Annotated in this window: 7 protein-coding genes; all 7 read left to right on the top strand. The window is 48.0% G+C overall.

The window, feature by feature from the left end:
- Window positions 1-32: 32 nt before the first annotated feature.
- The 7 genes from GKD17_RS22500 (at window position 33) to GKD17_RS22470 (ending at window position 16,036) form a co-directional block, all read left to right on the top strand.
- Window positions 33-3,068 (top strand): SusC/RagA family TonB-linked outer membrane protein, encoded by a 3,036-nt coding sequence (locus GKD17_RS22500; protein WP_032936053.1) that lies wholly within the window; start codon window positions 33-35, stop codon window positions 3,066-3,068.
- Window positions 3,069-3,080: 12 nt separating this feature from the next.
- A complete protein-coding gene (locus tag GKD17_RS22495; protein WP_032935961.1) occupies window positions 3,081-4,745 on the top strand; it encodes a RagB/SusD family nutrient uptake outer membrane protein in 1,665 nt (554 codons plus the stop codon).
- A 28-nt stretch (window positions 4,746-4,773) separates the two neighbouring features.
- Window positions 4,774-5,772, top strand: coding sequence for a DUF4859 domain-containing protein (locus GKD17_RS22490; protein ID WP_007834148.1), 999 nt, complete (start codon window positions 4,774-4,776; stop codon window positions 5,770-5,772).
- 342 nt (window positions 5,773-6,114) lie between these two features.
- Window positions 6,115-8,838 carry a glycoside hydrolase family 97 catalytic domain-containing protein gene (locus GKD17_RS22485; protein WP_007834143.1) on the top strand — a complete coding sequence of 908 codons (2,724 nt, stop codon included), beginning with the start codon at window positions 6,115-6,117 and terminating at the stop codon, window positions 8,836-8,838.
- 2 nt (window positions 8,839-8,840) lie between these two features.
- Window positions 8,841-11,249, top strand: coding sequence for a family 43 glycosylhydrolase (locus GKD17_RS22480; RefSeq protein WP_007834141.1), 2,409 nt, complete (start codon window positions 8,841-8,843; stop codon window positions 11,247-11,249).
- A gap of 126 nt (window positions 11,250-11,375) precedes the next feature.
- Window positions 11,376-13,781, top strand: a complete 2,406-nt coding sequence (locus GKD17_RS22475; RefSeq protein ID WP_007834139.1) for a glycoside hydrolase family 127 protein — start codon at window positions 11,376-11,378, stop codon at window positions 13,779-13,781.
- 11 nt (window positions 13,782-13,792) lie between these two features.
- Entirely contained in the window at window positions 13,793-16,036 is a 2,244-nt protein-coding gene (locus GKD17_RS22470; RefSeq protein ID WP_007834137.1) for a DPP IV N-terminal domain-containing protein, read from the top strand.
- Window positions 16,037-16,126 lie beyond the last annotated feature (90 nt).

Below are 16,126 nucleotides of genomic sequence, written 5' to 3'. Positions count from 1 at the left end.
GAACATATAAACCTTTTAAATAAAACTGTATGATGAAAACACATGACAATCGGGCCTTGTTCAGCAAAGCATTGCTAAAGGCCGCAACCTGTTTTTTCCTTATTGCGGGTGCAGGGATGAGCCCTGTATTTGCACTTCAGGGAACAGCAGAGTCTATGAAAATGGAAATTACACAGCAAACTGTAACAGTAAGCGGTGTGGTGAAAGACAGAAAGGGAGAACCCATCATTGGTGCTAATATCATGGAAAAAGGAACGACCAACGGTACCATTACCGATTTTGACGGGAAATACAGGCTGAATGTAAAAGGCTCCCAGTCTGTATTGGTAATTTCCTACATTGGATATAAAACCCAGGAGTTTGAGGTAAAGAATAACCGGAAGATTGATGTGACCCTTCAGGAAGATACCGAGGTGATGGACGAAGTGGTCGTTATTGGTTATGGAACCCAGCGCAAGGGTGATGTGACCAGTGCGGTGGCTTCGGTCAAAGCAGAGGATTTTACGGTAGGTAAGATCGGGGATGCGGCGGACCTGATTAAAGGTAAGGTGGCCGGATTGAGCATTGCCAAGGGGTCCGGTGACCCGAATGCGACTTCCACGATTCGCCTGCGCGGTGTCATTTCCGTCAACGGCAGCACTACGCCGTTGATTCTGATTGATGGAGTGGAAGGAGACTTAAGCACGGTGGCTCCTGAAAATATTGCCTCCATTGATGTGTTGAAGGATGCTTCGGCTGCTGCCATTTACGGTACGCGGGGTGCAAACGGGGTTATCCTGATCACTACCCAGAACGGCAAACGTGAGTCGCATACGACTGCATCCTATTCAGGTTACGTCTCTGCATCTCAGTTCGGCAAAAAGCTGGAATTTATGACTGCCGAGGATATACGTGCAGGCAAGACAAACTTTACCGATAAGGGATATGATACCGACTGGCTGGATGCCGTCAGCCGGACCGGCTTTACTCACAACCATAATTTCAATATAACGGGAGGAAGCAAGCAGACCACTTACTCGGCGGATGTGACTTACCGCAAGGAAGACGGTGTGATAATGAACACTTACAGCGAAGATATCCGTATGCGTTTTGATGTCTCACACTGGATGCTTAACGATATGCTGAAAGTCAACCTGAATATGGTGAAGAAATGGCATAAGAACAGTGCCACCAATGCAACGGCCACCGATCAGTCAAATATTTACCGTCAGGCGATTATGCGTAATCCTACCGCTCCCATTTACAACGAGGACGGTTCTTATAATGAGGATTTTAACGTGAATTATTACTACAATCCGGTCGGCATGCTGGAAGAGCGTCTGGGTAATTATACCTATGAAGAGACTCGTGCGACGGGTAATGTTACTTTTGAACCGGTCAAAGGATGGCAGACCAATCTGATGGTGGCTACCAGCCGCTTTAATGCACATGATAAAGGGTATAACACAACGGATTATTTCAGCAACCAACTGAATGAATGGACCGGTTATGCTTATCATACCCAGGACGAGACACGTACGGACAACCTGGAACTGACCAGCAAGTATGACTTGAATGTCGGCAAGCATCGTATGAATGCGTTGGTGGGCTACAGTTATCAGTATTATACTTATGAACGTTTCTATGCCAATAACTATAATTTCCCGACAGATTTCTATCAATGGCATAATTTAGGTCTCGGCCAGGCGTTGAAAGACGGTAAGGCTGGCATGGGCAGTGATAAGAACGAGAATACGCTGATCGGTTTCTTTGCACGTGTGAGCTATGCGTTTGACAATAAATATAATTTGCTGGTCAGTGTACGTCAGGAAGGGTCGTCCAAGTTCGGCGACAATAACAAATGGGGTACTTTCCCTTCTGCATCTTTGGGATGGACCATCAGTAATGAAGGATTTATGGAGGGTATTACCTGGCTGAACAACTTGAAGTTGCGTGCGGGATTCGGTATTACCGGTGTGATTCCCAATGATCCTTATATGTCGTTGACGCGGTATAACTATGGAAGTTCCTATTATTACGACAAGGGAACATGGAAACCGGGGCTGGAAGTCGCTTCCAATCCGAACCCGGACTTGAAATGGGAAAAGTCTACGGAATATAATATAGGTCTGGACTTTAGTGTCTTGAATGACCGTTTAGGAGGATCTGTTGATATATACAGGAAGAAGACAACCGACCTGTTGTTTAATTACAGCGTTCCTACTCCGCCCAATTTGTACAGTTACACTTTTGCCAATGGAGGCTCTGTACGCAACCAGGGTATTGAAGTAGCCATCAATGCGATTCCTGTGCAGACCAAGGACTTTGAGTGGAAAACCGTGGTGACGGTAGCTCATAATGCCAGCAAATTGTTAAGCTTGTCTAATGACATGTATGAGTCAAACAGTTATATGGATACCGGTGGCTTGGGAGAACCGATCAGTGTAAGCACACACCGTATGGAGGAAGGACGTCCTTTGGGTGAGTTTTATGGCTTGAAGTCTGTCGGCGCGTCGGAAAACGGACTGTTCCTGATTGAAAAGCCGGACGGGGAAGTCGTTGAGTTCTCTACTGCTTACCTGACCAATGATGAATACCGCCAATATTTGGGCAACGGATTGCCGAAAGTGTATTTGGGATGGGGCAACACCTTCACTTATAAAAACTGGGACCTGAGCATGCAGTTCACCAGCCAGTTGGGATTTAAGATCCTGAATGAACCCCGTGCTTATTACGAAAATAATTCTCATGCTTACAACCGTTTGAAATCGGTGGAGGAAGCACCCTATGGCGGACAATACACCTTGTCTTCTTCACAGCCGCAGACTATGGTAAGCTATTACCTGGAAAATGGTAACTTCCTGAAGTTGACCAATCTGACCATCGGTTATAATTTCCCGTTTAAAAATAACAAATACATCAAGAATGTCCGTGCCTATTTGTCCGGTGACAATCTTTTCTGCATAACCGGTTATTCCGGACTTGATCCGGAGTTGTCAAATCCGTATCCTACCTATGCAGGTATAGACAATCGCGACAAATATCCATCCATTCGTTCATTTACTTTTGGTCTTAACTTAACTTTCTAAATTTACCAGATTATGAAACCGAAATTATATAAGTCTTTATTATACTCAATGGTAGGCGCCGGCATGCTTTCTTTGGGAAGCTGCACAGATTTGAGTGAAACCATTTACAACCAGATCGCGTCCGAGAAATATGAATTTACGGAAAAGGATGCCGCCAGTATGTTTGCGCCGGTATATTCCTCCTTGCGCAATTTCTATTGGGCATGGTACGGGTACGCTGACCTGGATATCTGTACGGACATGTGGGTGATCCCTTTGCGGATAGGCGTAGGTTGGGGTGATTTGTATATCAATCTGCATGAGCATACGTTTCATTCCGAAATCGGTCATTTCAGTGGGTTGTGGTCAAACGCCTATTCGGGAATAAATGCGTGCAACAAGCTGTTGGCGGACGAGGCCGTGCAGGAATCGGAGGAGTCTGTGGCCCAGCTACGTGCTTACCGTGCGTTGTATTACTATCTTTTGTTCGACCTTTTCCGTAATATTCCCTTGGATACCACTTATGATCATCCCGACGGCTGGCTTCCCGAACAGGCTGAACCGCAGGAAGTATGGGATTTTATCATCTCTGAGCTGGACGACATAAAGGACAAGTGTGGCGATGAGGTGGAGATGGGAAAGATAAATAACTATACCGTCCACATGATTCTTGCTAAGATGTATTTGAATCACAATGCTTGGTTTGACGACCATTCCGACGATTCTTACTATCGGAAATGCGTTGACGAGCTGAATGTGATCATTGAATCGAACAAATTCAGCCTGGCGCCGAATTATGCTGATAACTTTAAGGAGGACATCTCTTCTTCTCCCGAGATTATCTTCGGGATTCCGTTTGAGTATCTGTATGCCAGTGGCAATTATTTTGCCAATTTGTGGATGAACGAGGCCGGGCGTGCCACTTTCGGGTTTACCGGTTGGGCTACAGGAGGCGGAGCCGCCTTGCCCCAGTTCCTGGATACTTATGACAAGAATAATGACACCCGTTATACAGACTGCTGGATCGGCGGTGTCCAGCAAGACCAGAGTGGAAACACCATTTATGTGGACGGCCAGCCTTTGAACTATACGTATGAAATCCGCAGTACGGACAATCCGGGATGCTATCCGATGGAAGGATACCGGTTGGTAAAGTATGAGATAAAGGATGGTGACTGGGGAACCAGTTATGATGATGTGCCTTTCTTCCGCTATGCCGATGTCTTGATGATGAAGGCCGAGTGCCTGTTGCGTCTGGGAGGATATAACGGCGAGACGGAACAGGATGCCGCTAGCCTGGTTACTCAGGTAAGGCAACGTGCGTTCAAAGGGAATCCCGATAAGGCGACACGTACGGTAACCCAGTTGAAAGGCGGCAGCGTATATTCTTACGGACACCGGGAGAACATTGCACAGCAGGATGAGGCGGATAATTGGGTGACCACTACCGAAGGAGGCAGCGACATCGAGCTGGGCGGCCTGCTGGACGACCTGGGATGGGAGTTCCTGGCCGAGCACCATCGCCGTCAGGATTTGATCCGTTTCCGTCTTACCAGCGGACAGAATGTGTATAATGGCAAATCATGGTTCTGCAAGGATGCCAAGACCGATCCGACGGACAAACATTGTGACATTTTCCCGATACCCAAGAGTATCATGGATGGTAATATAAATCTGGTTCAGAATCCGGGATATTAACCCTTTGTTAACTATAAAAAGAAAAACGATGAAAAAGAATATATTATTGGCACTTTGCTGTTGCTCGCTACTTGCTTTTGCAGGTTGTAGCGATGATTATACTGACGCAACATCCAAACATATATACGGAGAAAACGAAAACCCGTATCTGAAGACAAATACCAATGCCCAGGTTACTACTAATGTGGCATTGGAAGTGAACGGCAGGCACGCTTATGTTTTGAACCTGTCGGACTATACGAACAAGTTTGAAGAATTGATGGGAATGAGTGTGGATGCGGCTGTTGCCGGGCTGGATACCAAGGCCACTGTCTTTTATCCCATAAACACGACCCGCAACCAATGGTTGAAGACGGCCTATACCAAAGACGGCGCAGGCTGGTATTTCAATTCGGTCGGCCAGCCGTGCAGCGCGGATGATGCGGACGGCAAGGCTACGGTGACGTTGGATAAAGCGGCGAAAACATTGAATGTGGAACTGACGGAAGGAGGCATTGTGGCGGGGACGGTCCTTACGCTGAATGTGGGTTTTGCGGTAAACGGACCAGACTATGATGACTATGTGCGCTTTACTTTTGAAGTCGGGGTCACAGATCCTACCGTGTCGGTGGTTTCTGTTGTCTTCTCGTCCGATAATGCGACAGTGACCCTGCCGGTTGAAGATTACAAGGAAAATATCGAGACCGTGTTTGATATGTCCATAGAAGAGTTCCTGGCTAAGGCGGCGGATAATACGGACATCAAGTTCTGTCTGGCAGACCCGTCTACGGGAGAGTGGAGCGATATGGGAGAAAACTATACAGCCAATGCGCCGGGCTACTGGATGAATACAAGTGGTGAGGCTGTCAGTTGGGGAACGGACGGTTATGCCGCCTACATTGAATATCACAGTAGTGATGAGGCTTGCGGAGTAGGTTACAATGACGGGCTTGCCGTAGGAACAACGGGTAAAATGAATGTCGGCTGGGTGGATATGAATGATACCTCGAAGTATTTCCGTTTCGTGATCAATTATACGGTTGAATAACGCGGGGGATTGATTCTGTGTTGAGCTTGAAAGGATAGTTCCGGGTGAAGGGACTATCCTTTTTTTGGGGTCTGCCGGGAGAAAAGGGAAGGGATGCCGGAGGGATTTCATGTGAAAGGGAGCGTATAATGCCCGTGCCGGACAGAAATGACGGGGAGTCCGGTTCCGGACGGGATGGAAAAATAGTCTAGCGGGATGGAAAAATAGTACAACCGGCTGGATATTCGTGTCGCAGGACGGTAATTATTGGACGATTCTGCCATTACATTATATTATTTCTTCCTTTCCTTATTCTTTTTTTATTTTACTTTGCAAATGCACAAAGTATATAACCGATAGATTATGAAAAACAACAGAACACTTGGTTTGGCAATCTTGTCATTGCTTTTATTTATTGGAAATGCTCCATTGGCGGCTAAAGTTAAGAACTATACTCTCTCTTCTCCGGACGGAGGACTGAAAGTCGAGATTAGTACGGGGGATGGGCTTTCTTACCGGATTATGCATGAAAATGATACAATTCTCTCACATTCTAACATAGGTTTGGTTCTGGCCGACGGAACCTTGGTAGGTAAATCTTCCCGGGTAACAAGGGAAAGAAGGAAAAAGATAGAGGATAAGGTAGAATCGCCGTTCTACCGCTTCAAGGAGTTCGTTGCAGCCTGCAACGAACTGGACTTGAAGCTGCAAGGCGGATTCGGCGTGACTTTCCGGGCTTACAATGACGGGGTCGCCTATCGCTTCTATACCACCGTGACATCAGAAGTGACTGTGAAGGATGAAGTGGCGGAATTTAACTTTCCTCAGGATTATACGGCTTATCTTCCTTATACCACAAACGACAAGCAACCTATGGCGATGGCCTTTCAGAATGTCTATGATATCACTCCTCTGTCAAAAGCACAGCCTAAACAGGCTTTTCTTCCGGTTACTGTGGATTGCGGCAGCGTAAAACTGACCCTGTTGGAGTCAGATTTGGAAGCTTATCCGGGCATGTTTGTGCAGTCACAGCAGGGAAAGTATGGATTGAAAGGTGTCTTTGCTCCTTATCCGGCTAAAACAGACTTTTATCCTTGGCGGAAGCAGGAATATGTAACCGAAACCACAGATTTTATATCCCGTAGCCGTGGCTCCCGTTCCTATCCGTGGCGTGTGTTGGCCATTACGGAGAAGGATACGGATATGCCGGTCAACAACCTGGTCTATGCCTTGGCCTCTCCTAACCGTATCGGTGATACCTCATGGATAAAGACAGGGAAAGTGGCATGGGATTGGTGGAATGACTGGAATTTGAAAGGAGTGCCGTTTAAAGCCGGTATCAACATGGATACGTATAAATATTATATCGATTTCGCCAGCCGGAACGGATTGGAATTTATTGTGTTGGATGAAGGATGGTATGCTCCGAAAAGTGGGGATATGCTGACCGTTATTCCCGAACTTGATTTACCGGAGCTGATAGCATACGGCAAATCCAAAGGGGTGGAAATAGTGCTTTGGACGGTGTTTAATGTACTCGACAGCCAGTTGGAAGCAGCTTGTAAAAAATATGCGGATATGGGAATCAAAGGTTTTAAAGTGGATTTCCTGGATCGTGATGATCAGACTGCCGTCGAAATGGTGTATCGCATCGCTGAGATGACGGCTCGGTATAAATTAACCCTTGATCTGCACGGCATTTACAAACCGACAGGTATCAATCGTACCTACCCTCATATTATCAATTTTGAAAGCGTGTTTGGCATGGAAGAGGTGAAATGGACGGATATCAAGAATAATATGCCTCTTTATGATGTTACTTTCCCCTATATCCGTATGATGGCGGGACCGGTGGATTATACGCCGGGAGCTATGCGCAATGCTACGAAGGCGGATTGGCGTGCCATGTATTACACACCGGCCAGCATGGGAACCCGGTGTCATCAACTGGCTGCCTATATTGTACACGATTCTCCTTTTACTATGTTGTGTGATGCGCCTACCAACTATCTGAATGAGCAGGAATGTGTGGATTTCATGGCTTCTCTGCCTGTGGAGACGGATTCTACTTTTATCGCTTCCGGTGAGCTTGGCAAGTATATCGTGACTGTCCGCAAGAAGGATGTCAACTGGTATGTGGGTGGCATGACCAATTGGGATAGACGGGATGTGGAGCTGGATTTCTCTTTCCTGCCGGAAGGGGTCCGTTATACGGCTACGCTGTTTGTTGACGGCATCAATGCCGACAAACAGGCAGAAGACTACCGTATGGAGAAAAGGATCGTGGACCGCGAAAGCCGGATGAAACTGCACCTTGCCTCGGGGGGAGGATTTGCCATGAAGCTGGAACTTTGTCCGTTGCGCGGCCGGGTAACTGCGGTTCCCGAAGGCAAGGGGATTCCTTCTTTCTACAAGAAATACATTGAGACGGAGGGATTGTATGTCACTTCTTCGGAACGGGTCAGTGACGAGGCTTTGCTGAAGGCGTGTGATATCATCAGCCTGATGCTGGCCAAACGTCCCGATGTAAAGGCCCACATGGTGAAGAGGGGCTGTCATGTGATGGTGATCGGCAAGGATGAGGAGACTTGTGACCTGCCTGAGTTTGCGCATATTTGTAATTGTGAAGATAGTATCAAGTATTGGAACTGGCGGGCGCGCGGTTTTGGCGGGGCGCCTGAGGATGAACTTTCGTCCAGTTGCGGAGAAGAGAACCTGCTGGCATTGCCGCAAGACAAATATGTGGGCGAGAATATCTTGATTCATGAGTTTGCACACCTGATTCACACGGTGGGCATTGTCGGGGTGGAACCCGGTTTCAATGACCGGCTGGAGGCTTTGCGGCAGAATGCCATCCGGAAAGGATTGTGGAAAGACACGTATGCGGTCAGCAACAAGGAAGAGTATTTTGCGGAGTGTGTGCAGTCTTTCTTTAACTGTAACCGTTATGCCGATCCGGCTAACGGGGTGCATAACTGGGTGAACCGCCGTGCGAAGCTGAAATCTTATGACCCGGACATGTACCGGTTGTTACAGGAATATTTTTATGAGATAGAGATACCGGTCAATAATATTGTACATAAATAGAGATGAACAGAATATACTTAGTGGCCGCTTTTTTGTTGCTGGGGGCGGTTTCGGGGTTTGCCCGCAAGAAGCATGACGCGCCGGGGACGGGTAATCCTGTGATTCCCGGATACTTTGCCGATCCTACGATAAAGAAGTTTGGCGACACGTATTACATGTATGCCACTACGGACGGCAGCGGTGCGGGATTCGGACCGGCCCAGGTGTGGACGAGCAAGGATTTTGTAAACTGGACGCTGATGCCCATGAACTGGCCCGACAGCCATTGGATATGGGCCCCTGATGTGATCAGGCATACGGATGGCAGGTATTATTATTTTTATTGCCAGCCGTGTATCATTCATTGCGGGGTGAGCGAGACGCCCAGGGGACCCTGGAAGAATATCCTGGGTGAAAGCGAGGCGGTGCTTGTTCCCGACCGCTTCGTGACCAATGCGATTACACTGGATGGACAGACTTTTGTAGATGATGACGGTTCCGTGTACTTGTATTGGGGAACGTGGGGAATCTATAAAGGTTTCGGTTGCGGAGCTGGAAAAATGACTCCCGACCTGAAGGGGTTTACGGAAACGCGGCTCATACCGAATACGGAGGCGGTTGACTTTTTTGAGGCTCCTTTTGTATTGAAGCGGAATGGAATCTATTATTTCATGTATTCCTCGGGCTCTTGCCATGACCATACTTACAGGGTGCAGTATGCTACTTCGGACCATCCGCTGGGACCGTACGAATATAAGGGCTGCATTCTGGAAACGAATGAGGACGGGACGGTGCACGGCCCGGGACATCACAGTATCTTGAAGGAAGGGGATGACTATTATATAGTGTACCACCGGCATGACAACCCGCACTCCAACCGTGGCTTTCACCGCCAGCTCTGCATGGATAAGATGGAGTTTGCGGCGGATGGAAGCATCAGGAAGGTTATTCCTACCCACAAGGGGGTAGGCGCACTGGCTCCTTCGGTGGTGAAATCGGAGAATCTGGCATTGGGCGCCGGGGTAAGGGCTTCTTCTTGTTATGATGATAATTTTCGCGCCGAATATGCCGTAGATGACAATAACGGGACTTTGTGGCGTCCTCGCGGTATGGGGCAGGAATGGCTTGAGATAGATTTGGGGAGTTCCCGGGAAATACAGACCGTCTGGACCCAGTTTGAATATGGAACCCAGTTTTATCAGTATTTGATAGAGACTTCTGTCGATGGCAAGCATTGGTCTGTTTTTGCTGATAAGCGGAACAACCACTTGGCAGGCAGTCCGATGGTTGACTTCGGCAAGGCGGAGGCCCGCTATGTGCGTCTTACTTTTACGGGCGGCCAGAAAAACGGTTTTGGAGGGGCTGTCTGGAACGTGAAGGTGTTCGGGGGGATTGAAGAGGCGCTTCCCCAGCAATGGCTGGGACTGACCGCTGCCGACTGGGATGGACGCGAGTGGCGGAATAATGAGGGAATGCTGGGCGGTGCGTTTGTCTTGAAGGAAGGTGCGGCGCGTACTTGCCGTATAGAGGGACGCGATGCGTTGATGCTGGAGCCAGGCACTGTATTGGAGTATTGCCATTCTTTACTTTCCCCGTCCAAGGAACATACCCTGAGCGGACTGGTTTACCGTTCCGGGAAATGGCGGAGTTATGAGACGGAGCATTGTCTCTCTCAGGGAATGATTTCGCTCCGCAGCGGCAATGAGCCGTTGGTTATTACTAATTTGCGGTATTATAACTGGAAGCTGGAACCGGCGGAACGGGCTTACGACGCGGCTACGGATGTGGTCCGTCTGCCTGCTGCCGACTGTCGGAAACGTGGCTTGGTGGTGAGCATTACTGCTGATGATTTTGCTGTCGGCGATACCGTTCCTTATTTGACGAACCGGGGTGTGAAAGGATATTTTGAGGCCTTGAAAGCTCCTGTGGTCGTGAAGGAGACGGAAGGGAAAAAGGCGTTTCATTTTGACGGCAGCCAGTTGTTCCGTTCCAGTTTCTCTTTGCCGGCTACTTTGCAGGACAATGCTCCCTATACATTGGAGGCGTGGGTGCTGAATGATTCCATAGCCGAGAATGAGTGTGTAGCCGATTTTACAACCTTGCATGACGAACTGGAGAAGATCATGCTGGTGAACGGTACGGAACCGCGCTGCGGGGTGATCAACCATTACGGATGGTATGAGGATGCGGGATATAAAGGTATGAAGGAGCTGACGGGCAGGTGGCAGCACATTTACATCTGTTTTGACGGACGCATGGAGCAGGTCTATATCAATGGAGAACAGGTGAGTGGAAAAGACATCCAGTTGTTGGTAAAACCGTCTCAGTTTGTGACCTTGGGGCGGAATGCGGAAGGAGAGTGGCCTTTTACGGGGTATCTGCACTCGTTGAAGTTGTGGGATGAATATATACCGTTACAAGGACGGAAATAGTGATTTTGGTGAATTTATATACCTGGATTGCTTGGAATACGGAGCCTGTTTTATGTTCGGAATGTGTAAATTGCACCTCCGTAAAACAGGCACGGAATATGACGATAACAATTAAATGATATAACCATGAAAAAACTTTTAGTTACTACTTTATTGGCGGCTGCCGTAACCGGCGGTCAGGCACAAGTGAAACACCAGTCACACGGTTATCCTATAGACCCTGTGCCTTTCACTTCGGTGAAAGTGACCGACTCGTTTTGGGGGCAGCGTCTCAAGGCCAGCCGTGAAGTGACCATTCCCCTGGCTTTCAGCAAATGTGAGGAGACGGGAAGATACCGGAATTTTATCAATGCGGCCCATCCCAGCGATACTATCAAAGTGGGCGGGCTGGCTTTTGATGATACGGATGTATATAAGACGATAGAGGGGGCCAGTTACCTGTTGCAGACTTATCCGGATAAAAAGCTGGCCAAATACATTGACAGCGTGCTGGTGATCGTCGCTGCCGCACAGGAGCCGGACGGATACCTTTACACCAGCCGTACCATGAATCCCAAGCATCCGCACGAATGGGCGGGCAGCAAGCGTTGGGAAAAGGTGGAGGAACTGAGCCATGAGTTCTATAATCTGGGACACATGGTAGAGGGGGCCATCGCTCATTACCAGGCGACCGGGAAGCGTAATTTTCTGGATATCGCTATCCGTTATGCCGACTGCGTATGCCGTGAGATAGGCTCCGGTCCCGGACAGCAAGTCCGTGTGCCCGGCCATCAGATTGCCGAGATGGCGCTTGCCAAGCTCTATCTGGTAACGGGGCAGCAGAAATACCTGGATCAGGCAAAATTCTTCCTTGACCAGCGGGGACATACCAGCCGTACGGATGAATACAGCCAGGCGCATAAGCCGGTGACGGAACAGGATGAGGCGGTGGGACATGCCGTGCGTGCCGCTTATATGTATGCCGGTATGGCAGACGTTGCCGCATTGACCGGGGATTCGGCTTATATTCATGCCATCGACCGTATCTGGGATAATATTGTAGGCAAGAAATATTATATTACCGGCGGCATCGGGGCGACCAGCAACGGAGAGGCTTTCGGCAAAAACTATGAGTTGCCCAATATGTCGGCTTATTGCGAGACTTGCGCGGCTATCGGCAATGTGTATGTCAATTATCGTCTTTTCCTGCTTCACGGCGAGTCCAAATATTATGATGTGCTGGAACGTACTTTGTATAATGGCCTGATTTCCGGCGTATCATTGGACGGAGGCGGCTTTTTCTATCCCAATCCGTTGGAAAGTATCGGCCAGCATCAGCGCCAGCCTTGGTTCGGTTGTGCCTGCTGCCCGTCCAATGTCTGTCGTTTTATCCCCTCTTTGCCGGGATATGTTTATGCGGTGAAGGACAAGGACGTGTATGTGAATCTGTTTATGTCCAATACTTCGAACTTGAAGGTAGAGGGTAAGGCTGTTTCTTTGGAGCAGGCCACTCATTATCCTTGGGACGGTGATGTCACTATCGGTGTCAACAAAAACAATGCCGGACAGTTTACAATGAAAATCCGTATTCCGGGATGGGTGCGTAATCAGGTAGTTCCCAGTGACCTGTACACTTATTCGGATGGAAAGCGTTTGAGCTATACAGTGAAAGTAAATGGGGAACCGGTACAGAGTGAACTGAAGGACGGTTATTTCTGCATAGACCGCCGTTGGAAGAAGGGAGACAAGGTGGAAGTGCATTTTGACATGGAACCGCGTACGGTCAAGGCGAATAACAAGGTGGAGGCTGACCGGGGACGTGTTGCCGTGGAACGGGGTCCTGTCGTATATTGTGCGGAATGGCCGGATAATGATTTTGATGTGCTGAGCGTGTTTATGAACCGCACTCCTCAATTCGAGGTGGTTGAAAAGCCGGATTTGCTGTATGGTATTAACCAATTGAAAACAGATGCACAGATTCTGGGTTATGACGATAGAGGTCGTCTGACGGCTACTGATGTAAAGCTGACGTTGATCCCTTACTATGCTTGGGCACACCGCGGTGCAGGTGCTATGGCTGTATGGTTGCCTCAGGAATTAAGTGCTTCCCGTCCGACTATGCCTGCTACGCTGGCATCGGAAAGCAAAGTGGATGCTTCGCATAAGGTGAAATCCATCTCCGCCATTAATGACCGTCTGGTACCGAAAGATGAGAATGACCGTTCCGTACCCTATTACCATTGGTGGCCCAAACAGGGAACTACCGAATGGATATCCTACGAGTTTCCGTCCGAAGCGACTGTTTCCAGTGCTACCGTATATTGGTATGATGATGCTCCTTGGGGAGGATGCCGCATACCGCAAAGTTGGAAGGTGTACTATAAAGATGCACAAGGTCAGTGGCAACCGGTGAGTGGAGCGGATAAGTATGGAGTGGAAAAAGGTACGGGGAATACAGTCAATTTTGACCCGGTAAAGACAAAAGCGGTAAAACTGGAGATTGTTCAGCCGGCCGATAATTCATCGGGTTTGTTTGAATGGGAAGTGAAATAGAATAATTCAAAATGAAGGTTGGTAAGTTAGGTTGGCTGGTAGCCATGTTCCTTAGTGGGGGCATGGCTATCGCTCAAGGTACGGCTGATGATTATCGGCGTGCTTATGCATTGAAAGAGAAGTTCAGTGCGGATAAAGTTTTCTATTCCAATGTCAATCCGCAATGGATAGAGGGTACTCATCAGTTTTGGTATGTGCGGAATACTCCGGACGGACGCCTGTATGTATCTGTAGATGCAGATAAAAAAGCTAGAAAAGAATTGTTTGATTCTCATCGTCTGGCAAAGGCGCTGGGTGCTGCATCCGGAAAAGAGGTCAAGCCGGAAGCTCTTGCATTGGGGCATTTGTCGGTCAGTAAGGGATTGGATACGCTACACTTTGTGTTTAATAATCAACGTTGGATGTATGCATCCCGGAAAAATCAGCTGGTCAATGAAGGGGCGCTTCCTCTCCCTCCCAAGCAAAAGCATTGGATGGAGGTGGATGATGAGAAGACAGCATCGCCGGTTCCGTCTCCTGATGGTAAATGGATAGCATTTATTAAAAATCAGAATATCTATGTAAAGGAGGTGGCTACCGGAAAAGAAAAGCAACTGAGCTTGGACGGGACACTGGGTAATTATTATTCAGCCTACATCCGCTGGTCACCGGACAGTAAGAAGGTGGCTTCCTGCAAGATCCGTCCGGTGGAAAAGCGCTATGTTTATTATGTGGAATCTTCTCCGGCTGATCAGCTTCAGCCCAAGCTTCACAAACAGGAGTATGCGAAGCCGGGAGACGAACTTCCTTTTAAAGTGCCCTGCATCTATGAAGTGGAAAGCGGACGAAGCATTATTCCTTCTACTGAATTGTTCGACCGACAATATGAAGTATATGGTCCCGAATGGAATCCCGACAGCCGTGCCGTGACTTTTGAATATAACCAGCGCGGACATCAGGTGTACAGAGTGCTTGAACTTTCTGCCGAAACGGGAAAAGTGCGTCCGTTGGTAGAAGAAACCAGCGATAAATATGTGAATTATACCCGTCATTTCCGTCATGACTTAAAAGACGGCAAGCAGATGATATGGATGAGTGAGCGTGACAATTGGAATCATCTTTATATGTACAACCGTATTACCGCACAGCCCGATTATCAAATTACTAAAGGAGAATGGTATGTACGCGAAGTGCTTCGGGTAGATGAGGATAACCGTCAGATCTATTTCTCGGCAAATGGTATGGAAGCCGGTGAGGACCCCTATCTCATCCGTTATTACCGCATTGGTTTTGATGGCAAAGGTCTTACCTGTCTTACTCCCGAAGAAGGGATGCACCGTGCCTGGTTTTCGGAAGATATGAAGTATTTGGTAGATGTTTATTCTATGGTGAATAAGGCTCCTGTAGCTGTGTTACGTAGTGCCAGGGATGGTAAAGTGATGATGCCGTTGGAAACAGCTGATATCACTCGCTTGGAGGCTGAAGGTTGGAACGCTCCGGAGGTATTTGTTGCCAAAGGGCGGGACGGCAAGACGGATATGTGGGGATTGATTGCCCGGCCCACTAACTTTGATCCGAACAAGAAATATCCGGTTATTGAATACATTTATCAAGGTCCCGGAGACCAGTATGTTCCGAAGACTTTCCGTCCTTATGACTGGAATATGACTTCCTTGGCCGAACTTGGTTTTATCGTCGTAATGGTCGATGGAATGGGAACTTCTTTCCGTTCGCGTGCTTTTGAGAATGTATGTTATAAGAATTTGAAAGATGCCGGTTTGCCGGACCATATTGCTTGGATGAAGGCGGCTGCACGGAAATATCCTTATATGGATGTGGACAGGGTAGGTATTTACGGTTGTTCTGCCGGTGGTCAGGAATCTACAAATGCAGTTTTGCTTTATCCTGATTTCTATAAAGCGGCTTATTCAGCTTGTGGTTGTCATGATAACCGTATGGATAAGATTTGGTGGAATGAACTTTGGTTGGGCTATCCGGTAGGAGATCAATATAAAGAAGGATCTAATGTGGAAAATGCACATCTGTTGAGCCGTCCTTTGATGTTAGTGGTAGGTGAGTTGGATGATAATGTAGATCCTGCCTCTACTATGCAGGTGGTCAATGCATTGATTAAGGCGAATAAAGATTTTGAATTGGTCGTGATTCCCGGAGCACATCATACAATGGGGGAAGCTTTTGGCGAACATAAGCGGTATGATTTCTTTGTCCGCCATTTGATGCAGGTGAATCCACCGAAGTGGGATGAGATAAAATAGGAGGAGTGAGGTTTGTAGCTGTAGGAGTTTGTCAGTTATAATAAATATAGGTGGCAGTGTTATGGAGGACAAGTCCATAGCACTGCTTTT

This window comes from Phocaeicola dorei (genome assembly GCF_013009555.1).
Lineage (GTDB): Bacteria > Bacteroidota > Bacteroidia > Bacteroidales > Bacteroidaceae > Phocaeicola > Phocaeicola dorei.
Note: the sequence above shows the minus strand (reverse complement) of the source record. Positions and strands in the feature narration are given on the sequence as shown.